The organism is Exiguobacterium sp. s39 (assembly GCF_018618925.1).
GTDB classification, from domain to species: domain Bacteria; phylum Bacillota; class Bacilli; order Exiguobacteriales; family Exiguobacteriaceae; genus Exiguobacterium_A; species Exiguobacterium_A abrahamii.
On the sequence record NZ_JACSNA010000001.1, the window covers coordinates 1,418,039 to 1,443,591 of the forward strand.

Consider the following 25,553-nt stretch of genomic DNA (forward strand, 5'->3'; position numbering starts at 1 on the left):
TAGTATCATTGTTCCCGCTACGCTTTAAATCATGCATCTGAATTGGCTCAAAAAAAAGAACGAACCTCCGAAGAGATTCGTTCTTTTGATTCATGACATGCTTCCGTCAAGAAGCTGTCCGTTCACGTTCACGCTTGACCATCCACATCCGGAAGCGATAAATACCAAGTACGAAGACCATCGCTAAGAGTACTTCAGGAATCGGCCATGTCCAGAAGACAAGCGTCAATGCTGCCGAGAAGACGGCGAGCAAGAGATAGACGATCAGTGATTTCCACCATGCTAGTTCCTTAGCAAATCCTAACTTAAAGACGACAAGCGTCAAGATGACGACGGTGATCATTAAAGGATAAAATCCCGCTTCGATGTTATTCGGATCACTTCCGATACCGAGAAGTTTCGCGATGAACGGAATATCGTATTTCGAGAAATCAGAAGCAACGGCAGCTTGTGCATTCATTGCCAGTCCCCCTATTCGTTCAAGACTTAATCTTTACCTAGACGACGACGTTTTTCTTGCTTTTCACGTTCGTTTTTGTTCAAGACTTGTTTACGGAGACGAACCGATTGTGGTGTGATTTCACAGTACTCATCTTCGTTCAAGAATGTCAACGACTCTTCGAGTGAGAAGACACGTGGACGTTTAAGAACGTTCGTTGAGTCTTTTGCAGATGCACGCATGTTCGTTAATTGTTTTGCTTTAACGACGTTGACAGCGAGATCGACATCACGGTTACATTCGCCGATGATCATACCTTCGTATACTTCAATACCAGGCTCGATGAAGATCGTTCCGCGGTCTTCAAGAGCTGAGATCGCGTAAGCAGTTGCTTTACCTGTTTCGATTGAGACCATAACACCACTACGACGTCCACCGATATCCGCTTGGATGAACGGACGGTATTCTTCGAATGTGTGGTTCATGATTCCGTATCCGCGTGTAGCAGAAAGGAATTCGTTACGGTAACCGATCAAACCACGTGAAGGAACGATGAATTCCATCTTCGTTTGACCGTTGTCCATTGTTTGCATGTTCGTCAATTCACCTTTACGGAGACCGATCGATTCCATGACAGAACCTGTGTACTCTTCTGGTGTATCGATGACGACGCGTTCGAATGGCTCGACTTTGACGCCTTCTTCTTCTTTGATGATTACTTGCGGTTTCGATACTTGAATTTCGTATCCTTCACGGCGCATGTTTTCGATCAAGATCCCGAGGTGAAGTTCCCCACGACCAGAAACGATCCAGCGGTCCGGTGAATCCGTGTTTTCGATGCGAAGTGAAACGTCTGTTTCGAGTTCTTTTTCAAGACGCTCTTCGATTTTACGTGAAGTAACGAGATCCCCTTCACGACCAGCGAATGGCGAGTTGTTGACGATGAATGTCATTTGAAGCGTTGGCTCATCGATACGTAATAATGGGAGTGGATCAACGTGTGAAGTTGGGCAAACCGTCTCACCGACGTTGATATCTTCCATACCGGCGATCGCGATCAAATCTCCAGCTTTTGCTGTTTCGATTTCGACACGTTTTAGACCGAAGTAACCGAACAACTTCGTAACACGGAAGTTCTTTGTTGAACCATCAAGTTTTGAAAGCGAAACGCTATCGCCAACTTTGATTTCTCCACGGAAGACACGACCGACACCGATCCGTCCGAGGTAGTTATCATAGTCAAGCATCGTCACTTGGAACTGAAGCGGCTCCAACGTGTTATCGACAGGTGCTGGTGTGTGCTCAAGAATTAAATCAAGAACGTTTGTGATTGTATCTTCTTGTTTTTCTAATTCAGGTTCAAATGAACTTGAGCCGTTGACTGCCGATGCATAAACGACTGGGAATTCGAGTTGATCTTCGTCAGCTCCGAGGTCGATCAAGAGATCCACGACTTCATCGACGACTTCAAGAGGACGGACCATCGGTTTGTCGATTTTGTTGACGACGACGATTGGTTGAAGTCCTTGCTCGAGTGCTTTTTTCAAAACGAAACGTGTTTGTGGCATACAGCCTTCACGTGCATCGACGACGAGGATGACGCCATCAACCATACGCATGATCCGCTCAACTTCTCCACCGAAATCGGCGTGTCCTGGCGTATCAACGATATTGATGCGTGTGTTCTTGTAGTCAATTGCAGTGTTTTTTGCAAGAATCGTGATTCCACGTTCCCGCTCGATGTCATTTGAGTCCATTGCGCGTTCTTCGACTTGTTCGTTCGTACGGAACGTTCCAGACTGTTTTAAAAGCTCATCGACTAATGTTGTTTTACCATGGTCAACGTGGGCGATGATCGCAACGTTGCGTAAATCATTTCGTACTAATGTTGTCATAGGTGTGTACCTCTTTCTATTCATTTAAATAAATCTTATCATACTTTCGGTCAACTTTAAGAGTATAGCACAGGTAGAGTCCTAATTGGCAATGACTAAGATTCGACATCACTCCGAAAGCCTTTTCATTATCCTTCATTCACGCTACACTGTTAACGTACTCACGGGTAGAGGGGGAAAAAACATGCGCCTGCTATTTTTATTACTCGCCATGCTTGCCGTAGGATCCATGGCAGCCATCGGCATCTTCATCGCGGAACAAAACGTCCCAATGACGATCGCCTCTGTCATCTTAATGATTGTTACGATGGGTGCCGGGTTCGTTTTAAAGGCACGTTTACGAAAACAAGCATGAACAAAAAGGTTCCTTTCGTTCAAGACGAAAGAAACCTTTTTTCAATCCTCTTGTGTTTGTACGAATGTCAACACATCTTCAACGAACGTCTGGCTCCCTGCTAGCACACTCGTTTGTTCGAGAAATGACATCGATTCACCTGTGATCGTTCCGACACGCCCACCGACCTCTTCAATCAACAACTGACCGGCTGCGTAATCCCAAGGCATATTACGCATCGTGATATACCCGTCAACACGCCCTGCAGCTGTCCATGCGAGTTCAAGTGATGCTGCACCGATTGCTCGTACACCTACTGCGTGTCGTACGAGTGGCGCAAGACGATCCGTATTGATTCGACGATTTGGTGTCACCCAGGTCGCGTTCATACAGATGATTGCTTCTTTAACACTCCGCTCCTCGATTTGTGGTAATCGTATGCCGTTTTGATAAGCACCATGCCCTTTGATGACATGGAACAACTCGTCCGCCATGACATCGTAGACGAATCCATAACGTAACTCACCATCTATCATGATCGCAATCGAGATGGCAAACATTCGTTTTTGACGGATAAAGTTCATCGTTCCATCAATCGGATCAACGAACCAGATCGTGCCTTCGAGTGTATCGGGTCGAGCGATTCGCCCTTCTTCCCCATAAATATGATGATTCGGATAGCGATCTAAAATACCTTGAATCAATAAATCCTCGACGGCTTGATCAATCTCTGTCACTAAATCGCTTTTTCCGGTTTTTTGTTCGACGTGATACGAACCATCAATTTTTTCGCGAATGTACTTTCCCGCTCGTTTGATCAAATCTATCGCATCCAACTCAATCTGCATTTGAGTTCACTCCTTCATCGTTGTTTCCAGCTTCTTCTATAGTAACAAAAAAAGAAAACCAGCGAACAGTTCGCTGGTTGAAGAGTTGATATTTTATTATAAGGTAGAGATCGGAACGTTGAAATCAAGCTTCAAGACGTACCATCTCTTGACGATATTTTTCGAGGCGCTCTTTACTTGCGCCAACAGCTTCTGCGTCACTTGCCACCATCGCATCGTGTAATGTAGCAAGCTCATAATCGATTTCGAGACGCAATACAGGAATGCGTTTTTCTGCATCTTTTCTCTTGTATGCTTCTATCACTTGTTTCACAGTAACCACACTCCTTCGCGGGATAAACAGAGGTTTAATTTGTCAGACAATTGCGACTTATTAGTGGATTGAATCTATAATAGTACGATTCAACTTAGATGTAAAGCATCTAATTTTAAAAAATACAGTTTCACATATTTGTAAGGCCAACGTCTTGTATGTAGTATATAGCCGCTTCCTTTCCACTTTAAACAAATGTTGATCATTTCCCGCACATTTCCAGTCGGATTAAAAGATAAGACTCCTACGCGATCGCATAGGAGTCTTATCTTTTAATCCAATTATTTCTTCATACGAACAATCGGTTCTTCCTGACGTTTCGCTTGTTGCATCGTCCGATAACTCGAGCAACCGGTCTCTTCCATATAAAACTGATCCCACTGTTTTTCCTCGGATTTCGAGGTGACGATTTGCTTGAATTCACGATACGCTTCAAGCAACCGTTGTCTTTCAACACCTGTCTCATACGCTTGCTCGACTAAATTAAAGAAGTCGATGACTTTCACGATTTCTTCAGTCGACCAATCGGAATTGAGCGGATAATTCAATGCCATCATTCCCACTTCCTTTCTGCACTTTTCTATTTTACACGCAAAAGAAGCATAAAACAGTTGCAACCGTCCGAAAACTTGTTATAGTTAGCTTGTTTGATTGTATTTTTATTCGGTTTTAAGGGGGGAAATCTGGTGCAAACAAAAAGCTTAACACAGCTCGATACACCTTTATTCGATGCGCTACTTGCGCATGCGAAACGTCAACCAATTCAATTTCATATTCCCGGTCATAAAAATGGTCAGGGAATGGATCCAGCCTTTCGATCGTTCATCGGTCAGAATGCGCTCGATATCGATTTAATCAATATCGCTCCCCTTGATGATCTCCATCATCCAAAGGCAATCATTAAAGAAGCTCATCAATTGGCAGCTCAAGCCTTCCATGCCGACGAAACGTTTTTTTCCGTACAAGGAACTTCAACGGCCATCATGGCGATGATCATGAGTGTCGTCGGACCTGATGATAAAATTCTCGTTCCTCGGAACGTGCATAAATCGGTGATGTCAGCTATCGTTCTTTCTGGTGCGCATCCGATTTTCATTCACCCTGAATTCGATGAGACATTCGGAATCGCACACGGTATCACACCAAGCGCGGTAGAACGTGCCCTTGCACTTCATCCCGATACAAAAGCAGTTCTCGTCATCAACCCGACCTATTTCGGCGTTGCTGGTGACTTAGAGAGCATCGTCAAGCTTTCCCATAGTAAAGGTATTCCGGTACTCGTCGACGAAGCACACGGCGTCCATATCGCCTTCCACGAAGATATGCCGCTGTCAGCGATGCAAGCAGGAGCTGATCTTGCCGCAACCAGCGTGCATAAACTCGGTGGCTCACTTACAGGAAGCTCTGTCCTGAACGTTCGTCGCGGACTTGTCTCTCCAGATAAAGTTCAAGCAGTGCTCTCGATGTTGACGACGACATCGACATCTTACCTGTTGCTGGCTTCTCTTGACTGCGCTCGGCGTCACCTTGCGATCAACGGTGAAGCGATGAATCGTCGGGCACTTGAACTTGCGACACGGATGCGCTTTGGATTAGCGAAGCTTCCTTATCTCGCTGTTTTCGGTGAATCCGATCTTCATTCGAGTGCGACGTTCGCCTTTGATCCAACGAAAGTGCTTGTTTCCGTCAAAGGGCTTGGCATTTCTGGTCACCTCGTCGAAGAGTTCTTACGTGAAGAACATCGGATCGAAGTTGAACTTTCTGATTTGAACAACATTCTCGTCATCATCACGTCTGGTGACTCAGAAGAGACGATTGATGCCTTTCTACATGCGATGTCGTTACTTGTCGCACGTTATCAAAATAATGGCGCCGAGACGACTGATCATTCGATTGTTCTTCCAGACATTCCAGCGCTCGCTCTCAGTCCTCGTGATGCATTCTATGAAGAGACAGAGACGATTCCGTTGGTCGATGCGGTCGGGCGGATTTCGGCTGAATTCATGATGGTATATCCACCTGGTATTCCTATCTTCATCCCAGGCGAAATGATCACTGCAGACAACCTTGCCTATATTAAAGAAAACATCGAAGCCGGTCTTCCGGTTCAAGGTCTTGAAGATCATTCGCTTGAGACGATCAAAGTCATTCAACAATCGAATGCGATTCGGTGAAGACAAGATAAAGCAGTAATCCTTATTCAATGAGGATTACTGCTTTTTTTGTCATTTCATTCTGCGTATTCATCGTTTGGTGAACAAGGAATGAATGCTGCGAGTGCTTCACCGATTACTTCGACATCCTCTCGTTCAATCGCAAATGTACGAATTAAGACATCTCCATTCAACACATCCTGTTGATCGAGTAACGCTGACTGACCACCGGTTAAACTGACGACAAGTACTTTCCCGAAGAATTGTCCCGTACAGACGACAGCAAAATCATAGCGGGCGAGTGCAGTCGTCCAGCCGACAAAACGAACCTTATCCATTTCCGATACGTAATACAGCTCCTCTAAGGTAGTCACGGATTCCATGTGCGTCCACCCTCTCCGATTTTTACTTTTTCTTTTCCTTTTTTGTATCAAGACCAAACAAAAAAACACCTCATACACGGTCGGCTCCCCGTGTATAAGGTGTTTCGATATTATTTAATGATGTGGATTGGGCTACCGATTGCAACTTCAGCAGTTTCCATTGCGATTTCACCGAGTGATGGGTGTGCATGGATTGTGAGTGCGATATCTTCAGCTGTCATACCAGACTCGATTGCGAGTCCCATTTCAGCGATCATATCAGATGCGCCTGTACCAGCAATTTGTGCGCCGATCAAGAGACCATCTGATTTACGAGTGATCATTTTCAAGAAGCCGTCTGGCTCGTTGAGTGCAAGTGCACGACCATTCGCAGCGTAAGGGAATTTAGACGCGATGTAATCGAGTCCTTCTTCTTTTGCTTGTGCTTCCGTGTAACCGACTGTAGCGAGTTCTGGATCTGTGAAGACGACCGCTGGAATCGCGCTGTAGTCGAGGTATGCAGGGTGTCCTGCAGCTGCTTCAGCAGCAATTTTAGCTTCGAATGAAGCTTTGTGTGCAAGTGGTGGTCCTGGAACGATATCACCGATTGCGTAGATGTTTTCGTTTGAAGTACGGCACTGATCGTCGATTTCGACAAGACCACGGTCGCTGACTTTGACTTCTGCCATTTCAAGACCAAGATCACCAGTGTTCGGACGGCGACCGACAGTAACGAGGACGTAGTCCGCTTCAACTGTTTGTGCTTCACCGTTGACTTCGAATGTTACTTTAACGCCATCTTCCGACTCTTCTACACTTTGAGCAAGTGCTTCGTTGTGGATTGTGATGTTACCTTTTTGTTTGAGCTTTTTCTTAACGACTTGCGTCATAGCAGGCTCGAAACCAGAAAGGATGTCTTTTGTTCCTTCAAGAATGACGACTTCTGTATCGAAGTTCGCATACGCTGTACCAAGCTCCATCCCGATGTATCCGCCACCGATGACGATGAGTTTTTTCGGGATTTCAGGAAGGTTCAATGCGCCTGTTGAAGAAAGGACGCGTTTTGACCATTTGAAAGCTGGAAGTTCGATTGGAGTCGAACCTGTCGCGATGATACATTTCTTGAATTTGTAAGGAGTCGAAGAATCTTCGTTGATGATACGGACTGTATCTTCTGATTGGAAGTAAGCTTCCCCAACGACAGTCTCGACTTTGTTCCCTTTAAGAAGACCACTAACGCCGCCAGTCAATTTGTTGACGACAGATTGTTTCCAAGATTGAACTTTCGAGAAATCGACAGTTGCATTCTCAGAAGTGATCCCCATATCGCTTGCACCTTTAGCATGCTGGAAGTTATGTCCTGCAGTGATCAAGGCTTTTGATGGGATACATCCAACGTTTAAGCAAACACCGCCGACGTTTTCACGTTCAACGATTGTTACTTTCATACCGAGTTGCGCGCCGCGGATTGCAGCAACGTAACCACCAGGGCCAGCCCCGATTACGAGTAAATCTGTTTCTTGTGCGAATTCACCTACTACCATTGCTTATCCCTCCATGATGAGAAGTTGTGGGTCGTTCAATAGGCGTTTAACTAAGTTAAGCGCGTTTTGTGCAGTTGCACCATCGATGAGACGGTGGTCGAAGCTGAATGAAAGTGCAAGAACTGGTGCAGCAACGATTTCGCCGTTTTTAACGACTGCTTTTTCAGCGATACGGCCGATACCGAGGATTGCAACTTCTGGATGGTTGATGACTGGTGTGAACCACTGACCGCCAGCAGAACCGATGTTAGTGATCGTGATTGATCCACCTTTCATCTCGTCGCCAGAAAGTTTTCCTTCGCGTGCTTTACCAGCAAGGTCGTTGATGTCGTCAGCGAGTGAGAAGATCGATTTACGATCTGCATCTTTAACGACTGGTACGACAAGACCGTTGTCTGTATCTGCAGCGATACCGATGTTGAAGTAGTTTTTGTAGACGATTTCTTCGTTTACATCGTCGATTGATGCGTTGATTGCTGGGTATTTTTTAGCAGCAGCAGTCAATGCTTTTACGACGAACGGAAGGTAAGTCAATTTCGTACCTTGAGCAGCCGCAACTTCTTTGAAGTTTTTACGGAGTGCTACGAGGTTCGTAACATCGACTTCGTCCATGAGTGTTACGTGTGGAGCTGTATGTTTCGAGTTAACCATTGCTTTCGAAATCGCTTTACGGATTCCTTTGATTTTCTCGCGTGTTTCAAGTTCAGGTTGAGCAGCAACGTATGGCTTAACTTCTGTTTTTGGTGCAGAAGCAGCTGCAGCTGGTGCTTTTTCTTCTGTTGCTGGTGCTTCAGAAGTTTGACCACCGTTTGCGAATGCATCGATGTCTTCTTTGACGACACGACCGTTGTCTCCAGAACCTTGGACTTCACGGATGTCGACACCTTTTTCACGTGCATATTTACGGACAGATGGCATCGCGATGACGCGTTCTGATTTATGGATTTGAACCTCGTTTGGTTTGTCTTCCACTTTTTGATCCGTATCTTGAACGTCTTTTGCGTTGTCTTCAGCTTTTGGTTGCTCTGCTTCTTCAGAAGGAGCAGAACCTTCGCCTTCGACTTCGAAAGTGATGAGGACGTCGCCAACGACAGCTACGACACCTTCGTCAACTTTTACTTCTTTAACAGTACCATCAACTGGTGATGGGATTTCAACGACTGCTTTATCGTTTTGTACTTCAAGAAGAACGTCGTCTTCCTTGACAGTGTAGCCCGCTTTTACGAACCACTTTACGATTTCACCTTCATGAATACCCTCACCGATATCCGGCAATTTGAATTCAAATAAACCCATTTGAATATGCCTCCTTTTAGTTCACTCTTCTAGTCGATTGTTATCTGTAAAAACGGAAGCAAGGAGAGAATGAACCCCTCTCCTTATTTTCCGAAATGCTCTTAGAAATTGTAGACAGTTTTGACTTTCTCAACGATATCTTTGTGATCTGGGATCCAGACGTCTTCACCTTGTGCGAATGGGAAGATTGTATCTGGAGCAGCAACACGAAGAATTGGCGCTTCGAGGTCAAGGATTGCACGTTCTTGGATTTCAGTTGCAACCATTGCAGCGATACCCGCTTGTTTTTGTGCTTCTTGAACGACGACGACACGGTTTGTTTTCTTGACAGAAGCAAGAATCGTATCGATGTCGATTGGGCTGATTGTCATCAAGTCGATGATTTCGACGCTGATGTTTTCTTTTTCGAGCTCTTCAGCTGCTTTAAGTGAAGCGTGTACCATCGCACCGTAAGTGACGATTGTTACGTCTGTACCTTCACGTTTAACATCAGCTTTTCCGAGTTCGATCGTGTAATCGCCCTCTGGCACTTCACCGCGGAATGAACGGTAGAGTTTCATGTGCTCGAGGAATACGACTGGGTCGTTGTCGCGGATTGACGCGATCAAAAGACCTTTTGCATCGTAAGGTGTTGAAGGAATGACAACTTTAAGTCCTGGTGACTGAGCCATGAGTCCTTCGAGGTTATCTGCGTGAAGTTCCGGTGTTTTAACACCGCCACCGAATGGTGAACGGATTGTAACAGGTGCACTGTATGTGCCGCCTGAACGGTAACGGAGACGCGCAAGTTGTGCTGCGACTGAATCGAATACTTCGAATACGAATCCGAAGAATTGGATTTCCATGATTGGACGGAATCCTGTCAGACTGAATCCAACAGCAAGACCACCAATACCTGATTCCGCAAGTGGTGTATCGAAGACGCGGTCTTCGCCGAGCTCATCTTGAAGACCTTCTGTCGCACGGAATACCCCACCGTTTTTACCGACGTCTTCACCGAACAAGAGAACTTGTTCGTCGCGTTTCATCTCGACGCGCATTGCGTCAGTGATCGCTTGGATCATCGTCATTTGTGCCATGGGTTATTTCGACTCCTTTGCTGTATACTCATCAAGCTGCTCTTGCAGGTTTTGTGGAAGCTTCTCAGCCATCACGTTGATGAAATCTGTAACTTTTTGTTTTGGTTCTTTGTCAGCTTGTGCAAGTGCTTCCTTAACGTCAGCTTTTGCTTGCTCGATGACTTCGTTCTCTTTATCTTCGTTCCAAAGACCTTTTGCTTCCATGAAAGCACGGAAACGGACGAGTGGATCTTGTGCTTGATACTCATCATCCATGTCTTTTGTACGGTAACGTGTTGGATCATCACCAGCGAGTGTGTGTGGTCCATAACGGTAAGTCAATGTTTCGATCAATGTCGGAACACCGTTGAGTGCTTCAACACGTGCTTGTTTCGTAGCTGCGTATACAGCAAGAACGTCCATACCGTCGACTTGGATACCATTGATACCAGCAGCGACAGCTTTTTGAGCGATTGTTTTCGCCATAGATTGTTTTTCGACAGGTGTCGAGATTGCGAAACGGTTGTTTTGAACGACGAAGATTGCAGGTGCTTTGAAAGCTCCAGCGAAGTTCATACCTTCATAGAAGTCACCTTGTGAAGAACCACCATCACCTGTGTAAGTGATTGCGACTTGTTCTTTACCGCTTTTCTTAAGACCGAGAGCAACACCAGCCGCTTGAACGATCTGCGCACCGATGATGATTTGTGGCATTAAGACGTTAACACCTTCAGGGATCTTACCACCTGTGATGTGACCGCGTGAGAACAAGAATGCTTTGTAAAGTGGGAAGCCATGGAAGACCATTTGTGGAATATCACGGTATCCAGGAAGAATCCAGTCATCTTTATCCAAAGCGAATTGCGTACCGATCATTGACGCTTCTTGTCCAGCTACTGGAGCATAGAAACCGAGACGTCCTTGACGGTTAAGTGAGATTGCACGTTGGTCCCAGATACGTGTGTATACGAGACGGCGCATTAATTCCGTAAGCTCTTCATCCGAGAGGTCTGGCATAGCGTCTTTATTGACGACTTCACCTTTCTCGTCAAGAATGCGGAACGTTTCAAAGTTTTCTTCCACGTTTTTAAACATGTTTACGTTCATCTTTTCACCTCATCCTTTCACTGCGTTCAGCGAAATATTCCTCTGACTGATTTGCCCACATGACAATAGTGTCCAAAAAACGAAGTCCCGTGTGACTATCCTTTGAACATGTGTCTGTGTACCTATTCAGTTGAGTAAACTGTATTATCATGAATCGACACGTTATAGTGTCTTGTTCATTACGTTACAAGTATAAATCTGTAACACCTTAAAATCAAAGGAAATGTTTTATTTTTTTCGCGTTTCACATTGTGAATTCAATCACAAAACTAGAATATTCCATCTTCTGTATCATTCGATATTTTCCTACTGTGTTAGTTGTCATCATTCCCCACTTTCCTATGCTATACTTTTTGTAGACGAAAGGAGTGTTGTTCATGATCACCATGAATGAAATCGTACGCGAAGACGTTCCTGCTCTTCACGAACGGTCAGTAGAAGTGACCTTCCCTCTCAGCGATGAGGATAAGGAAACGATGCGACTCATGCGCGAGTTCCTCGCCAACAGTCAAGATGATGAAATTGCGAAGAAATACGATTTACGAAGCGGCATTGGACTTGCAGCACCACAAATCGGTGTCAACAAGCGCATGTTCGCGATCCGCTTACCGGATGGTGATGATTTGCTGGAATTTGGTATCTATAATCCAAAAATCATCAGTCATTCCGTCGAGCAGACCTATTTAACGGGCGGCGAAGGATGTCTGTCCGTCGATCGTGAAGTCGAAGGACATGTACCGCGCTATATGCGTATTACCCTAACTGGCATCGATCATAACGGAAATCCTATAAAATTACGTTTAAAAGGGATGAAAGCAATCGTCTGCCAGCATGAATACGACCATCTAGATGGCGTCATGTTCTATGATCGGATTGATAAAAAAGAACCGTTCAAGGAATACGGTCCTGCCACGTAATTCAAAAATCCTCGTTTCCGTTTCGGAGACGAGGATTTTTTTGAATCAGACTTCCATGATGATCGGCATGACCATTGGATGACGTTGTGTTTTTTCTGTTAAATACGGTGTGAGCGTATCATTGATGACTTGTTTGATGTCCGTCCATTTCGTATTACGGTTCGCAAGCGATTGATCAAGCGAACGCTTGAGTAGACGTTCAGCATCTTTAATCAAATTACCCGACTCACGCATGTAGACGAAACCACGCGAGATGATGTCCGGTCCAGAGACGAGACGATTCGTCTTCGAGTCAAGCGTCACGACGACGACGACGAGTCCCTCTTCTGAGAGAATACGGCGATCGCGTAAGACGATGTTTCCGATGTCTCCGATTCCTTTTCCATCGACATAAACGGCATTCGCTTGAATCTTCCCAGTGATAGCGGCTGCATTCGCATCTAATGCGAGTACTTCACCGTTATCCATGACGAAGCAGTTCTCTTCCGGTACACCAGCATCCATCGCAAGCGACATATGCTTCTTCAGCATCCGGTATTCCCCGTGAATCGGCATGAAGTATTTCGGATTCAATAGACGTAACATGAGCAACTGCTCTTGTTGACTACCGTGACCTGATGTATGGATATCATTCAGTTTACCGTACATGACATCTGCGCCAGCTTTATATAGCTGATTGATCGTCTTTCCGACAGAAACGACGTTTCCTGGGATTGGGGACGAAGAGAAGATGACGAGATCATCCGGAATGATCGAGATTTGACGATGTGTTCCGTTTGCGATACGGCTAAGTGCAGCCATTGGTTCTCCTTGTGAACCGGTACAAAGGATCGTCAACTCATTTGATTTATAACGTTTCATCTCGTTCGGCTCGATGATCGTCCCCTTCGGTGCTTTGATGAAATCAAGTTCTTGACCAATCATCATGACCTTGTCCATGCTACGTCCGAAGACGACGATTTTCCGTCCTGCTTCTACAGAAGCATTGACGACTTGTTGCAGACGATAGATGTTCGACGCAAACGTCGCGAAGATGATCCGTCCTTCCGCTTTACGGAAGATGTCTGAGATCGTTTCCCCAACGACACGTTCACTCATCGTAAACCCTTCCACTTCTGCATTCGTTGAATCCGATAGAAGACACAATACGCCTTCTTTACCGAGTTCAGCCATTTTCGCTAAATCAGCCGGCTCTCCGACTGGCGTGAAATCGAACTTGAAGTCCCCTGTATGCACGATGTTCCCTTGTGGTGTTTTGACGACGACACCGAACGAGTTCGGAATCGAGTGTGTCGTACGGAAAAACGAGATGCTTGTCTTCCGGAACTTGATGACCGAATCTTCATCGATCTCATGCAGTTCCGCGTTGCGAAGCAAACCATGCTCTTCTAACTTCACCTTGATGAGACCCATCGCAATCTTACCAGCGTAAATCGGTAAGTTCACTTGTTTAAGCAAGAAAGGCAGGCCACCAATGTGATCTTCATGACCGTGTGTGATGAAGACGCCTTTGACCTTATCCTTGTTCTTGATCAAGTACGTGTAATCTGGAATGACATAGTCGATTCCAAGTAATTCATCTTCTGGGAACATGACACCCGCGTCAATGACGATGATCTCATCTTGGAATTGAACGACATACGTGTTCTTCCCGATTTCCCCGAGTCCACCGAGTGCGAAAACGGCGGCCTGATGGTTTTTGACGAACTTCATTCGAACGTCGCAACCTTGAAATCAGGATGTTGTTGTTCGTATGTCAAAAATTCTCCGCTGACTTCGCGGATGAACTCGATGTTGATATCTTTGAGGTGGTCAATCGTTGATCGCACGTCACGAATGCTTTCCCCTTCTACATACATTGTTTCTGTCCGTTCACGAACAGGTGCTTCCGAACGAAGCGGTTGGTAAAATACTTTAAAAATCATGCCTAGCAACTCCTTATCAGTACATTGTTTTTTGTCCTTAGTACAGTATACACGATACATGGACTATTTTTCATCCTTATTCGGCATGTTCCCTTCCGGCAACACGCTTTTGGTTATGCTATACTTTCACATGAACAGGTCATTTCGACCAATTAAAAAGAGAAGGTGAAACCATGGCAAATCAGAAAGTCGTCTTTTTCGATATCGACGGAACCTTATTGCATGATGGTCATTTTGTTCCGGAATCAACAAAACAGGCAATTCGTAAGCTTCAAGAAAATGGTGTCTATGTAGCCCTTGCAACTGGACGCGGACCTGCGATGTTGTCTGGAATCCGTGAACTACTCAACATCGATACGATTATCGGCTATAACGGGCAAATCGTCGTTCATCAAAATGAAATCATCTACAAACGTCCACAACCTAAGACGGATTTAACGCATTTAACGCAACAAGCGAAAGAAAACGGGCATACACTCGTTTATCTTGGCGAAACAAAAGGCTTCACGACGAAATCAAATGACACGCATGTCGTAGATTCGCTCGGCGAACTCGACATGCCATTACCGATTCACGATGAAGAAGCTTTCTTATCGCATGATGTTTTCCAAACGCTCGTCTACTGTACGGCCGAAGAAGAAGCGGATTATGTTAAACGGTATGACGCATTCGATTTCATTCGTTGGCATCCACACGCAATGGATGTCATCAATGTCGGTTCCTCGAAAGCAGAAGGGATCAAACAATTCCTGAAATTGACGAATATTCGCCGCGAAGATACCTTTGCATTCGGTGATGCTTTAAACGATTTAGAGATGCTCCGCTACGTTGGAACCGGTATTGCAATGGGCAACGGGCTTCCAGAAACGAAAGCTGCCGCTGACTATGTCACGAAACCAATCCTTGAGGACGGTATCGCACACGGATTAAAAGAATTCCAACTCATTTAATTAAGTAAATGTAAAGCTGAGGCGCGCCTCAGCTTTTTTTTAGTTCTTCACTTTATGAATCGCACGCTCTAGACGGTCGAGATCCTCATTTTCACCAATGACGACGAGATAGTCCCCTTTTTCAATCATTTCATCAGCTTGTAGAGAAATCAGAACGTTTTCTCCACGTTTAATGGCGACGACGTTCGCTCCGTATTTGCTTCGTAGATCAAGGTCGATCAATGTTTGTTTTGCCATCCGGTCACTGACTTTAATTTCAACGATCGAAAATTCTTGAGATAAGTCGAGATAGTCAAGAATATTTGAACTCATTAAACCATTTGCAATCCGGACTCCCATATCCCGTTCGGGGTGAACGATGAAGTCTGCTCCAATTTTTCGTAATACCTTTTCGTGGTAATCGTTCGTCGCTTTAACGGTGATCGATTGTACCCCAAGCTCTTTTAAGATCAATGTCGTCAAGATGGATGCTTGAATATTTTCACCGATGGCAACGATGACATGATCGAAGTTTCGGATTCCTAGACTTTTTAAGACATTCTCATCCGTTGTGTCCGCGATGACGGAATGCGTCGCAATTCCCATGAATTCATTGACGCGCTCCTCGTCGGAGTCAATCGCTAAGACATCGTAGCCATTTTTCGATAATTCACGGACAATCGAGCCACCAAAGCGCCCTAGTCCAATTACTGCAAACTCTCCATTCATTTTCACAACTCTCCTTCACAATCGCTCTTCCTTAGTAGTGTACCCGATTCAATTTAAAAATACTATAAACGCCCCTGCGATTCGCAGAGGCGTTTATTCATCCATTATTTTGAGGATTTCCCACGTACATAATCGTTATCGAACAAGAAGAGTCGTAAAATCAAGTACAACGCCGGAATCAAGAGTAAGAGTCCGAAGATGAAGACAACGACGAGTGCGGAAGCCATTGTTTCGTTAACGACCGCTTTGTTGATATCGATATATGGATACAAGATGTATGGTAGGTGCGTATAACCGTAACCAAACCATGCCACTCCATACTGTAGCATGACCGCGACGAAGGCAATTCCGTAATTCTTCTTCATGTAGACGAGTGTCACCGCAACGAGGAAGAAGATGAAACTAGCAGCGAACCACCACCAGTTCCCGTTTAAGATGTTCTCATAGTGCCATGCCGCTTGATTTTTCAATCCAAAGAAGACGAGTGCACAGACAAGAATCGTCGGACCACTCCAGAAGAGTGCCCATTTACGAATTAGCGGAGTAGCCCCTTCATCCTTCGCTTTATCTGCGTAGAACAAGAGGAACATCGCACTGATATAGAGGACGGATACGATAGCGAGTGCTACGACCGACCAAGAGTAAAAGTTCGTAAATAATTTTGTTCCTAAAAACTCGACTGTTTCATTCGTTTTACGAATGAAACCACCTTGACTGATCGTCAATGTCGTTGACATCGCCGCCGGAATCAATAGACCAGTTGCTCCATATAAGAACGTATAGAACATGCTGTCATTTGATCCATAATTGGCGAATGCATAGAAACTACCACGAATCGCAATCAATACGAGAACGATCGAGGCTGGCACGAGTAGTGCCGTACCGAAATAGTAAGCGGTATCCGGGAAGAACCCGACTAATCCGACGAAGAAGAATACGAAGAAGACATTCGTTACCTCCCACACTGGTGAGAGATAACGAAGAATCAATCGATTCGTTAAATGATCCCGCTTCGTATATTTTGAATAAAAGGCGTAAAATCCAGCACCGAAGTCAATTGAGGCAACGATGAGATATCCGTACAGGAAAGTCCAAAGGACCGTAATTCCTAGTGTTTGAACGTCCAAATCGTTCCCTCCTTACTTATTATCATCCACGAACATAGCTTCCCCACGCGCGTGGTGGTTTTCAGCAAGTTCTTGAAGTTCTTTTCCAACCGGGTTTTTCTTGAACATCCGTAATAATACGACTGTACAAATCGTACCGAGCATCAAGTACAAGGCACTGAATAGAATCAACATCGGACCGACGGCAGTTGATGTCGTCGCCGCATCTGCTGTCCGCATGATGCCGTAAAGTGTCCAAGGTTGGCGACCAATTTCAGCATACATCCAACCTGCTTCAATGGAAATCATCGCCAGAGGTCCACCGATGAAGACACCTCTTAAAATCCATTTGTTATAAGGATTTAATTTTTTCAAACGGAATGCCAAGATGAACAAGGCAGAGATGGCAGCCAAATACATACCAATCGAAACCATGATATCGAAGAAATAGTGAACGATCAGCGGTGCTTGATCTTCTTTTGCGAACTCATTTAGACCAATGACTTCTGTATCTGGAGCTCCACCCGCAAGGATCGAGAGTGCATATGGGATTTTGACGGCTCCCTTGATTTCATAACTGCCGTCTTCTTGCTGATCAAGTATCCCACCAAAGATCAATTCTGCTTCACTTGTCGTTTCAAAATGCCATTCAGCAGCCGCGAGTTTCTCTGGCTGATATTTCGCCAAGTATTTCCCTGAGAAGTCCCCGACAAGTGCAGTCGAGAAGGCAAAAATCAATCCAGCCATAACCGTTAAGCGAAGTGCTTTTTTGTGATACGCTGTTTCCGCTGCTGAGAGTGTTTTTTTGCGGAGTAAGTGGAACGCCGCGATTGCCGCCAAGATGAAGGCGACTGTCAAATAAGCCGATACGATGACGTGTGTTGCTTTTGTAGGTGTTGCTGTATTGAACATTGCTTTTAATGGTTCAATTTGCGTTAGCGTTCCGTTGACGATCTTAAATCCTTCTGGTGAGTTCATGAAGGAGTTGACCGTCGTAATGAAGAATGCTGATGCTGTCGCACCGATGACGACTGGAATCCCGATCAACCAGTGTAACCATGGGTTTTTGAATCGATCCCATGTATACAGGTAAATACCGAGGAAAATCGCTTCAAAGAAGAATGCGAATGTTTCCATGAACAGTGGTAATGCGATCGTTTGACCAGCCACTTGCATGAGTGACGGCCAAAGTAGTGATAATTGCAATCCGATGGCCGTCCCTGTCACGACACCGACTGCGACGGTAACGACGTATCCACGCGTCCACCGTCTTGCTAATAAAATATAATCCGGATCTTTGCGTTTCAGACCGATGAATTCAGCTGCGAGTACCATGAGTGGTACCCCGACGCCAATTGTCGCGAATATAATATGAAACGCTAATGTGAGCCCTGTCAACAATCGACTGAGCAATACGGGATCATTGAACATGTATATAGCCCCCTCTTCCTAAAACATACTTCTCTATATGGTCTATAACCGTATCATAGAGAACATAACCCTTTATGTCTGTTTATAATGTTTGATGTAACAAATTGTTCACATGTGCACGTGATTTTTTTCACAAAATGTTCGAAAACTCCTATTCTTACATATATAAAAAGCTTTCCCATTCTTGATTTCGAAAGGGAAAGCTTAATGTCCTTCATTATTTCATAAAACTTTTTAAACATATTCTCGGAAATAATGATCGAGTAAATCAATCACAAATGGAATCGCGGATTCATCCGGATTCAAGGTTGGTTGATGAAGTCCAGATGTCGGATTGTCGACTCCAAGCCAAAACATCATCCCTGGAATTTCCTTCAACATGAATCCGAAGTCTTCTCCTGTCATTGCTGCATCACATTCAATGTAGTTCGCATTCATCTTGACGAATGATGAAAATTTATCAACGATGTGTCGGTCATTGACGACCTCGTAATAACGATTTCCGAATTGCAGATCAATCTTGACGCCAAAGGAAGCTTCGATTCCTCGAATGATGTCACGAACGCGTCGTTCCAGTTTTTCCATGTCTTCCCCATTGAGCGCGCGCATCGTACCGTCAAGAACTGCTCTACCGGCGATGACGTTTTCCCGAATCCCGGCATCGACCTTTCCGATCGTGATGACGCTACAGTTCATCGGATTGATGGATCGGCTGACGATTGTTTGCAATTGCATGATTAAGGCTGCTTGCGCGACGACCGTATCAATCGTCAAATGAGGAAAGGCCGCGTGACCACTTTGACCATAGATCGTGATATGGACTTCTCGAGCACTCGCGAACAAGACGCCGGGACGGCTTGCAATCGTACCGACTGGATACTCCGGTGCGACGTGAAGACCATACATCTCACTTGGACGATATTTTTCAAACAACGGACTTTTGATCATCGGTTCTGCCCCGCCCGGACCTTCTTCCGCTGGTTGGAATAAAAAGACGACATCATCCATGACCGGCAATTCAATGATTCGTTTCATCAATCCCAACGCAATCGACGTGTGCATATCGTGACCACAGGCATGCATGAAGCCTGGATGTTCCGAGCAAAACGGAAGACCTGTCGCTTCTTCAATCGGTAACCCATCAATATCTGCACGGTACCCAATTGTCCGATTTCCAGTCAATCCTTTCACTCGAACGAAAACTCCCGTTTCAAACGTGTCATACGTGACACGATCTGGTGGATAGGCACGAATTTGTTCCAATATAAAAGCTTGCGTCTTAAACTCCTTGAACCCTGGTTCTGGTATTTTATGAAGCGCGCGCCGCATTTCAATGGCGTATTCCATCTGACTGACTTCCTCCTTCTTCTTTTACGATATCCCAAAATGCTTGAACTTGTTTTAGTTCAAGCATCGATTCCGTAGACAAAATCCATGTATCTCGCTTTAATATTTTTCCAGACGATGTTTTTAACGGAAGCTGCATGACTTCATTTGATTGCTGAATCGTCGACTCGGGTAAAATCGCAAATCCAATTCCATGTAGAGCCATCTGCTTACATGTCTCGATTTGATCGACGACCAGCGTCCGAGATGGTGGACTTGCGAACCGATCTTGCCACCATTCTAAAATTTCCTGATAGTACGTTGAGTCACTCTTGAACTGGATGAATGGTCGATCCGTCACGCGTAACTGTTCGATTGACGTCAACTCACTATCGACTAAATAGAGCGGATCCGAGAAAAGACGTTCTTTAACACCTTTCCAGTCCGGGTTTCCACGAATGATCCCGATATGAAAATGTTCCTCTAACATATGACGCATCATCTCACTGGACCATCCCGTGACAAGCTGAACACGGACATGCGGATAACGCTCAACGAATCGTTTTAAGACACGCGGGAGCCAATATTGCCCCATGATGGAAGCGACGGCAATCCGAAGCGTTCCATAAACGGCACCCTCTTCTGCCGTCAATTCACTTTTTAACTCAAGTTCCTTCCGATTCATCTCTTTTGCGAGACCGATTACTTTTTCTCCTTGTGGTGTGATGCTTAACCCACGCGATGAACGAATGAATAATTTTGTTCCCCAGCGTCTTTCAATCGCAACGAGACGTTGACTAAGCGCAGGTTGCGAGACGAATAATCGTTCAGCAGCGCGCCTCATATTCAATTCTTCCGATAAGGTGATCAACATTTCCATTTCCGACACTTGCAATGTGAGATTCGACTCCTCATGATATAAGATGGCATTAGTTTAACACGTTAGAAAGGACGATACATATGACACGCTATCATTTTATGTTCATCATCTCAACGATTGCAACGCTTGGCAGTCTCTATTTCAGTGAAATTCGCGGATTCATCCCCTGCCCTCTCTGTTGGTGGCAACGACTATTCATGTATACGACTGCCTTTTATTTGCTCATCTCGCTATTCCGGTCGAAAACGATCGATCCGCTCTTCGTTCGCCTGTATGTGCTTGCCGGCTTTGGTGTCGCCTTGTACCACGTCATCCTTGAGCGTTTACCTGATGGCGAAGCGTTATGTACAAGCGGCTGTCTCATCAAGTGGGTCAACTATTTTGGTTTCTTGACAATTCCGATGATGAGTCTCATTGCCTTCACATTACTCTTGATTCTAGCGTTCTATCCAGCACGTTCGAACAATGAAGCATAAGATACAAAAAAGAGAAGTCGATTCGACTTCTCTTTTTTGTCGTTTGACATCACGTCCAGCGATTGAAGACGCTGACGGCACTTGAGAACGCAAGCTCCGAGAGTTGTCCCGTACCTTCACACCAGTCCCCGACGAAAGCGACACCTGCATGATCCGGAATGTGAGTCGCAAGCGGCGTTTGCCCCATTTTCCATTTGATTTCTTGTACGACTGCTCGTTTGATCGTTCGTTCTGCGACGATACGTTGTCGCCAATCTGCAAAATGAGCGTCAAGCATCTGTTCGATTCCTGTTCGGACATGTCCAATATAATCAGGATCCTCAAGTCGATCGTGTTCAAGGTAGGCGATTGCTTGAAGAACTTGACCATCCTTCGGTGCAAGACTTGCATCATAATGCGATAAATCCGTGATGAACGCTCGATGCGAACGGTCGTAGATGTATGAATACGGTGTTTCGATATACGGATGAAGTCCAAGATCATACACGAATACTTCTACCGGTTCATGGCTCGCGTACGGTGTAACAAATCGCTGAATGTCAGTGGGAGTCGCCATTTTTAAGATTTCACGCGGTGGGACGGCAAAGATGATCCGTTCGACGTTCCATTCTTGTTTCTTTCGATCACGTACTAAGAATCCTGTCGTAGTCGATTCGACTGCTGTTATTTTTGTTTTTTTCAGGATCTCTCCGTGGTTCTCTAGGATGATCCGTTCCAACTCCTGTACTAACCCTTGCCATCCACCTTCGATGTATGAGACAGGCTTGCGCGTCCGAAAAAGTTTTTGATAATACTCGAAATAGACGTCTGACGGAATTTTTTCGGGTTCTGCCGTAAAAAAGTTCGTTGATGCCAAATCAAGCATCAACTGTGCCACTTGTTCATCGACTCGTTCTGATTTTAACCACTGCCCGATCGATTGTTGCGGATCCCCTCGTTCGACTCGTAAAATCGTTTTAATGATTTCCCATGTGAAACGTACTTTGTTCGTTCCTTCGATGACTTCTGTTTTCAATAATCCCCAGGCATTCGCAGGAACTGCCGTCAAATGACCTGAAAACTCATATTTCGCACGACTCGCTGAGAAATCCAGCCACGTCACTTCGATACCGAGCTGTTTCGTTAGTTTGCGAAGAATCGATTGATCGCGTCCATAAATCGCATGAGCACCGTAATTAAACGTAAATCCTTTTACGGTTTGAGAGGTGGCACGTCCTCCAAGTAATCCCGCATCCCAAAGCGTGACCGGCGTTCCTTGTTTTGCGAATAATGCAGCTGCCGTCAAGCCGGATAACCCTCCACCTATGATCCCAATCGTCATACTCTCGCCTCCTCAATCATCGTTTCTCTTCTTTTCCCATAACAATTGAAGAAGAATCGAAGAACATGAAAAAAGACGTGATTTCACGATTGAAATCACGTCTCCTTATTTTGGATTAGGCTTTCCACCATTCATCGAGTGGTGAGACCGGCATATGATGCTTATGCCCAACACGTTTATACTGCGTCTCTAACTTTTCTTGACTTGCTTCTGAAATCGTCTTTCCTTCCAAATAATCATCGATTTCTTCATATGTCATACCAAGTGCCACTTCGTCTGGTAGTGCCGGACGATTTTCTTCAAGATCTGCTGTCGGAACTTTTTCAATCAAGACTTCTGGTGCGTTCAAGTAACGTAAGAGTTGTTTCCCTTGCCGTTTATTCAGTCCTGTCAATGGCGTCAAATCACATGCACCATCACCATGTTTCGTGTAGAATCCCGTCACGAATTCAGCTGCATGATCCGTTCCAACGACTAAACAGCCATAATAAGCGGCTAAATCATATTGGCTTTTCATTCGCTCTCGCGCTTTCGTATTTCCTTTACTAAAGTCGGAAAGTTCTGCACCTGTCGCTTCTTTGAACGCCTGCATCGATGCTTCGACTGCTGGTTTAATGTTCACACGAAGCGAATGATCCGGTTGAATGAACGTCAAGGCTGTCTGTGCGTCTGCTTCATCTTGTTGTTCCCCGTAAGGCAAGCGGACCGCATAAAATGCGACATCTTTTCCCTCTTCTTTTCGTAACTCTTCAACTGCCAGTTGGCACAGACGACCGGCGAGCGAAGAATCTTGTCCCCCTGAGATGCCCAGTACGAATCCTTTTGCACTTGTATGCTTGAGATACGCCTTCAAGAAGGATACCCGCTCGTTTACTTCTTGTGCTGGGTCAATGACAGGCTTTACTCCTGTTACTTGGATGATTTCTTGTTGCATGAATCGCTTCACTCCTTCACATTATGTTGATCGTCATTTCGAATCAATCATTTGTTGGTCCGTCGTTTGTTTCGCACTTGCTCCTTTAAACTGACGGATTGTCGATACGCGAACTTCCGTGCTATCACCTAAAGAGGAGATCGGTAATTCAACTGTATACTGTTTCGTTTCACGTTTCGTGAACGTATCCTTTTCAATCGCTTGCGTGAATACTTGCTCTTTCTCAAAATCATACGTTACGTGTTGTTTCGCATCAATCAATTGAGCCTGAAAACGTTGTGAGGAAGGATACGTCACGTTCACACTGTGATCATTTGGATTCGTTAAAGAAATGTTTAATTGCATCATGTCGTCCTGCTTTGTCGTTTTGACTGCAATCTGAATCGGTTCGTTCGTGGTTGTTGTTGCCTGTTGTTTCTTTTCTTGGCAACCTGCTAAACAAACAGTAAGCAGTAGCAGAATGAAAACGAGACGTTTCATCTCATCCCTCCTTTTATCTTTATCAATTTTATCATAAAAAAAAAGCGAGAGAGGATTCTCCTCTCTCGCACGTTTATTCACTTATGCTACAGGTAAAGTCGATGGATTCATCTTGAATGAAAACAATTGCTCTAATCCTGTCGCAAAAAGTTCGTCACAAATATCCTCTGCCGCGTTTGCTGGTGCGACTAATGTAATCGTACGACTGTCGATTGTTTCGATCGTTACATATACCCCTGTTTTTGTCCGTTCCTTGTATCCTACTGCTAAATCAGTTTCAGCGAAAAGTAACATATCCCCGATTCTCCCCTTTTCTCATTCATAATGCCCAGCCAAGAGATGACCTACATGATTCGAATTCGTTATTGTAGATTAACTGTACCAAAGGGCAGGAAAAAGAAGAAAATTGTCATTCGACATTTCATTTCAAAACAATATTTCAATTTCATCAGGGATATTTTGGAATGCTTGATTTAGTTGTTAGATGCAAGCGTTTTAATAAGCATTTCCAACACATTTCATTTCGATTTCAAAAAGATGACAACATAATTTTGATTATTTTACCAGCGTTTTTAGACAACAGGGAAAATATACCTATACAATCAGTGACTCATTTTGTCGAATGATTCTCTCAAGCAATTATTTTTTAAGTTCTTATGAACTTTCATCTATCATTCGATTCATTTGCTGCCAAACCGTTCCTAGTGCTTCTTCCCCACTTTCGATCCGCGTTAATGCGAGTTCGGCTTGTAGAGCCACTTCATATTCCCGGTCTCGGATGGCTTCACGCAGTCTTGGAATTGATTGTTCCGTTCCGACATCAAACAGGAAGCGAGCAGCTCGCCAGCGTACTAATTTATTTTTATCCGCTAACGCTTCCATCATCATTGGTTCAGCTTCTGGCATCGCCCAATCTGAAATCGTATCGCCTGCTGTCCGGCGAACGATCCCTGACGGATCATGCAGTGCACTCGTCAAATACTCTAACAGTTCTTCTCGGTGATCTTCGAACATCCCAAGCTTTACAATCGCTTGACGCCGAATTTGCATCTTCTCATCCTGTAACAGGCGAGCATAAGCTGGAACCCACTCCATCTCAACAGGTAGTTCATCGAGCGCCGCGAATCGTTCTTTCCAATCGGATGATTGAATCGCTTGACCGCTAAACGTAATATCCTCTCCTGCTGCGAGCGACTTGAGACGTTCGATACGTTCGACTGGATAGGCAATCTCAATCTCACTCGCTACTTCACGCAAACTTTCGTCAAGGTCACCGTATCGAGGTGCTTGTTCCACCCAACGTCGATCGCTAATGACATTCTGAACGAATGGTTGAACGAATAGCGCTGCTTCTCGGAAACGTTCCGACAGCCCTTCTCGTTTTTCTTCTAATCCTTTTACACCTTTGATTTGCATCGGTACTCCTAAAATGAACTGCACGAATAGATGGACAGGCTCATACTCAGCATCTGTCTCGTGCTGTTCAACGTCATTCAACGTTTCACCGAACGCACGTCGTATATCGATGACAAGCGAGCGCCAATCATACTTCGGATAACGCTCGATCGATAAAAAGTCACTGACCTGATAAACGAACTTAACGCCAGGTATTTCAAGTAATCGCTGAATGTGTTCCGGTGCGCCAAAGGCATGCTCGAATGTCTGCCCTTTTTCCGAAAAGACCTCATCAACGATGACTTTCATGTTATTTGGACTTGGTGTTGGTTCAATCGCTACGATTTTCATGTGT

27 protein-coding genes are annotated in these 25,553 nt (G+C 44.9%); 5 read left to right on the top strand and 22 right to left on the bottom strand.

The genetic code is table 11. The features are described from left to right. Positions 1–106: 106 nt before the first annotated feature. Both KNQ11_RS07545 and typA read right to left on the bottom strand, forming a co-directional pair. The gene (locus KNQ11_RS07545; RefSeq protein WP_023468841.1) at positions 107–460 is read right to left on the bottom strand and encodes a YlaH-like family protein; all 354 of its coding nucleotides are present in this window, start codon (positions 458–460) and stop codon (positions 107–109) included. Positions 461–486: 26 nt separating this feature from the next. Next, positions 487–2,334 carry a translational GTPase TypA gene (gene typA / locus KNQ11_RS07550; RefSeq protein ID WP_195864716.1) on the bottom strand — a complete coding sequence of 616 codons (1,848 nt, stop codon included), beginning with the start codon at positions 2,332–2,334 and terminating at the stop codon, positions 487–489. A 184-nt stretch (positions 2,335–2,518) separates the two neighbouring features. On the opposite strand from typA, the gene KNQ11_RS07555 reads away from it, so the two are divergent. Further along, positions 2,519–2,689 carry a DUF5325 family protein gene (locus KNQ11_RS07555; protein WP_158581850.1) on the top strand — a complete coding sequence of 57 codons (171 nt, stop codon included), beginning with the start codon at positions 2,519–2,521 and terminating at the stop codon, positions 2,687–2,689. A 41-nt stretch (positions 2,690–2,730) separates the two neighbouring features. On the opposite strand, the gene KNQ11_RS07560 is transcribed toward KNQ11_RS07555, so the two are convergent. From KNQ11_RS07560 to KNQ11_RS07570, 3 genes are all read right to left on the bottom strand, one after another. Next, positions 2,731–3,516: an inositol monophosphatase family protein gene (locus KNQ11_RS07560; RefSeq protein WP_023468844.1), complete on the bottom strand. Its 786-nt coding sequence runs from the start codon at positions 3,514–3,516 to the stop codon at positions 2,731–2,733. Between the two features lie 124 nt (positions 3,517–3,640). Continuing rightward, positions 3,641–3,829, bottom strand: a complete 189-nt coding sequence (locus tag KNQ11_RS07565; RefSeq protein ID WP_023468845.1) for a hypothetical protein — start codon at positions 3,827–3,829, stop codon at positions 3,641–3,643. Positions 3,830–4,110: 281 nt separating this feature from the next. Then, on the bottom strand, positions 4,111–4,383 hold the full coding sequence (locus KNQ11_RS07570) for a UPF0223 family protein (protein WP_023468846.1): 273 nt from the start codon (positions 4,381–4,383) through the stop codon (positions 4,111–4,113). A gap of 132 nt (positions 4,384–4,515) precedes the next feature. On the opposite strand from KNQ11_RS07570, the gene KNQ11_RS07575 reads away from it, so the two are divergent. Continuing rightward, a complete protein-coding gene (locus tag KNQ11_RS07575; RefSeq protein ID WP_035406702.1) occupies positions 4,516–6,003 on the top strand; it encodes an aminotransferase class I/II-fold pyridoxal phosphate-dependent enzyme in 1,488 nt (495 codons plus the stop codon). 56 nt (positions 6,004–6,059) lie between these two features. Here the strand turns inward: KNQ11_RS07575 and KNQ11_RS07580 are convergent, their stop codons facing one another. The 5 genes from KNQ11_RS07580 to pdhA all read right to left on the bottom strand — a co-directional run bounded on the left by KNQ11_RS07580 (position 6,060) and on the right by pdhA (position 11,349). Next, positions 6,060–6,365, bottom strand: a complete 306-nt coding sequence (locus tag KNQ11_RS07580; RefSeq protein WP_023468848.1) for an SAV0927 family protein — start codon at positions 6,363–6,365, stop codon at positions 6,060–6,062. A 110-nt stretch (positions 6,366–6,475) separates the two neighbouring features. Then, entirely contained in the window at positions 6,476–7,888 is a 1,413-nt protein-coding gene (lpdA, locus tag KNQ11_RS07585) for a dihydrolipoyl dehydrogenase (RefSeq protein WP_064299598.1), read from the bottom strand. A 3-nt stretch (positions 7,889–7,891) separates the two neighbouring features. Beyond that, positions 7,892–9,184: a dihydrolipoamide acetyltransferase family protein gene (locus tag KNQ11_RS07590; RefSeq protein ID WP_214770913.1), complete on the bottom strand. Its 1,293-nt coding sequence runs from the start codon at positions 9,182–9,184 to the stop codon at positions 7,892–7,894. Between the two features lie 101 nt (positions 9,185–9,285). Beyond that, the gene (locus tag KNQ11_RS07595) at positions 9,286–10,263 is read right to left on the bottom strand and encodes an alpha-ketoacid dehydrogenase subunit beta (RefSeq protein WP_023468851.1); all 978 of its coding nucleotides are present in this window, start codon (positions 10,261–10,263) and stop codon (positions 9,286–9,288) included. Between the two features lie 3 nt (positions 10,264–10,266). Further along, entirely contained in the window at positions 10,267–11,349 is a 1,083-nt protein-coding gene (pdhA, locus tag KNQ11_RS07600) for a pyruvate dehydrogenase (acetyl-transferring) E1 component subunit alpha (RefSeq protein WP_023468852.1), read from the bottom strand. A 377-nt stretch (positions 11,350–11,726) separates the two neighbouring features. Between pdhA and def the strand changes: the two genes are divergently transcribed. Then, positions 11,727–12,266 carry a peptide deformylase gene (def, locus tag KNQ11_RS07605; RefSeq protein WP_029342180.1) on the top strand — a complete coding sequence of 180 codons (540 nt, stop codon included), beginning with the start codon at positions 11,727–11,729 and terminating at the stop codon, positions 12,264–12,266. Positions 12,267–12,311: 45 nt separating this feature from the next. Here def and rnjA read toward each other — a convergent pair whose 3' ends face one another. Beyond that, entirely contained in the window at positions 12,312–13,979 is a 1,668-nt protein-coding gene (gene rnjA / locus KNQ11_RS07610) for a ribonuclease J1 (RefSeq protein ID WP_035396693.1), read from the bottom strand. Then, complete coding sequence (locus KNQ11_RS07615; protein ID WP_023468855.1) at positions 13,976–14,191, bottom strand: DNA-dependent RNA polymerase subunit epsilon; 216 nt, start codon at positions 14,189–14,191, stop codon at positions 13,976–13,978. Before KNQ11_RS07615 ends, rnjA begins: the two co-directional genes overlap by 4 nt. A gap of 173 nt (positions 14,192–14,364) precedes the next feature. Between KNQ11_RS07615 and KNQ11_RS07620 the strand changes: the two genes are divergently transcribed. Beyond that, the gene (locus KNQ11_RS07620) at positions 14,365–15,141 is read left to right on the top strand and encodes a Cof-type HAD-IIB family hydrolase (protein WP_064299596.1); all 777 of its coding nucleotides are present in this window, start codon (positions 14,365–14,367) and stop codon (positions 15,139–15,141) included. Between the two features lie 39 nt (positions 15,142–15,180). On the opposite strand, the gene KNQ11_RS07625 is transcribed toward KNQ11_RS07620, so the two are convergent. The 5 genes from KNQ11_RS07625 to KNQ11_RS07645 all read right to left on the bottom strand — a co-directional run bounded on the left by KNQ11_RS07625 (position 15,181) and on the right by KNQ11_RS07645 (position 20,607). After that, positions 15,181–15,849, bottom strand: a complete 669-nt coding sequence (locus tag KNQ11_RS07625) for a potassium channel family protein (protein WP_023468857.1) — start codon at positions 15,847–15,849, stop codon at positions 15,181–15,183. 104 nt (positions 15,850–15,953) lie between these two features. Next, positions 15,954–16,976: a cytochrome d ubiquinol oxidase subunit II gene (locus KNQ11_RS07630; RefSeq protein WP_023468858.1), complete on the bottom strand. Its 1,023-nt coding sequence runs from the start codon at positions 16,974–16,976 to the stop codon at positions 15,954–15,956. A gap of 12 nt (positions 16,977–16,988) precedes the next feature. Continuing rightward, the gene (locus tag KNQ11_RS07635) at positions 16,989–18,386 is read right to left on the bottom strand and encodes a cytochrome ubiquinol oxidase subunit I (RefSeq protein WP_023468859.1); all 1,398 of its coding nucleotides are present in this window, start codon (positions 18,384–18,386) and stop codon (positions 16,989–16,991) included. 234 nt (positions 18,387–18,620) lie between these two features. Further along, on the bottom strand, positions 18,621–19,733 hold the full coding sequence (locus KNQ11_RS07640; RefSeq protein WP_023468860.1) for an N-acetyldiaminopimelate deacetylase: 1,113 nt from the start codon (positions 19,731–19,733) through the stop codon (positions 18,621–18,623). Further along, positions 19,717–20,607: a transcriptional regulator CcpC gene (locus KNQ11_RS07645; protein WP_029342184.1), complete on the bottom strand. Its 891-nt coding sequence runs from the start codon at positions 20,605–20,607 to the stop codon at positions 19,717–19,719. The genes KNQ11_RS07640 and KNQ11_RS07645 overlap by 17 nt, the downstream gene beginning before the upstream one ends. A 65-nt stretch (positions 20,608–20,672) precedes the next feature. On the opposite strand from KNQ11_RS07645, the gene KNQ11_RS07650 reads away from it, so the two are divergent. Further along, entirely contained in the window at positions 20,673–21,068 is a 396-nt protein-coding gene (locus KNQ11_RS07650; RefSeq protein WP_023468862.1) for a disulfide bond formation protein B, read from the top strand. 49 nt (positions 21,069–21,117) lie between these two features. On the opposite strand, the gene KNQ11_RS07655 is transcribed toward KNQ11_RS07650, so the two are convergent. The 5 genes from KNQ11_RS07655 to KNQ11_RS07675 all read right to left on the bottom strand — a co-directional run bounded on the left by KNQ11_RS07655 (position 21,118) and on the right by KNQ11_RS07675 (position 25,549). Continuing rightward, positions 21,118–22,389, bottom strand: a complete 1,272-nt coding sequence (locus KNQ11_RS07655) for an FAD-dependent oxidoreductase (protein ID WP_214770916.1) — start codon at positions 22,387–22,389, stop codon at positions 21,118–21,120. A 115-nt stretch (positions 22,390–22,504) separates the two neighbouring features. Continuing rightward, positions 22,505–23,323 carry an ammonia-dependent NAD(+) synthetase gene (gene nadE, locus KNQ11_RS07660; RefSeq protein ID WP_214770929.1) on the bottom strand — a complete coding sequence of 273 codons (819 nt, stop codon included), beginning with the start codon at positions 23,321–23,323 and terminating at the stop codon, positions 22,505–22,507. A gap of 33 nt (positions 23,324–23,356) precedes the next feature. Then, the gene (locus tag KNQ11_RS07665; RefSeq protein ID WP_149427640.1) at positions 23,357–23,803 is read right to left on the bottom strand and encodes a BsuPI-related putative proteinase inhibitor; all 447 of its coding nucleotides are present in this window, start codon (positions 23,801–23,803) and stop codon (positions 23,357–23,359) included. An 81-nt stretch (positions 23,804–23,884) separates the two neighbouring features. Next, positions 23,885–24,097, bottom strand: coding sequence for a hypothetical protein (locus KNQ11_RS07670; RefSeq protein WP_023468866.1), 213 nt, complete (start codon positions 24,095–24,097; stop codon positions 23,885–23,887). Between the two features lie 360 nt (positions 24,098–24,457). After that, the gene (locus KNQ11_RS07675; protein ID WP_214770943.1) at positions 24,458–25,549 is read right to left on the bottom strand and encodes a conserved virulence factor C family protein; all 1,092 of its coding nucleotides are present in this window, start codon (positions 25,547–25,549) and stop codon (positions 24,458–24,460) included. Between the last annotated feature and the right edge of the window lie 4 nt (positions 25,550–25,553).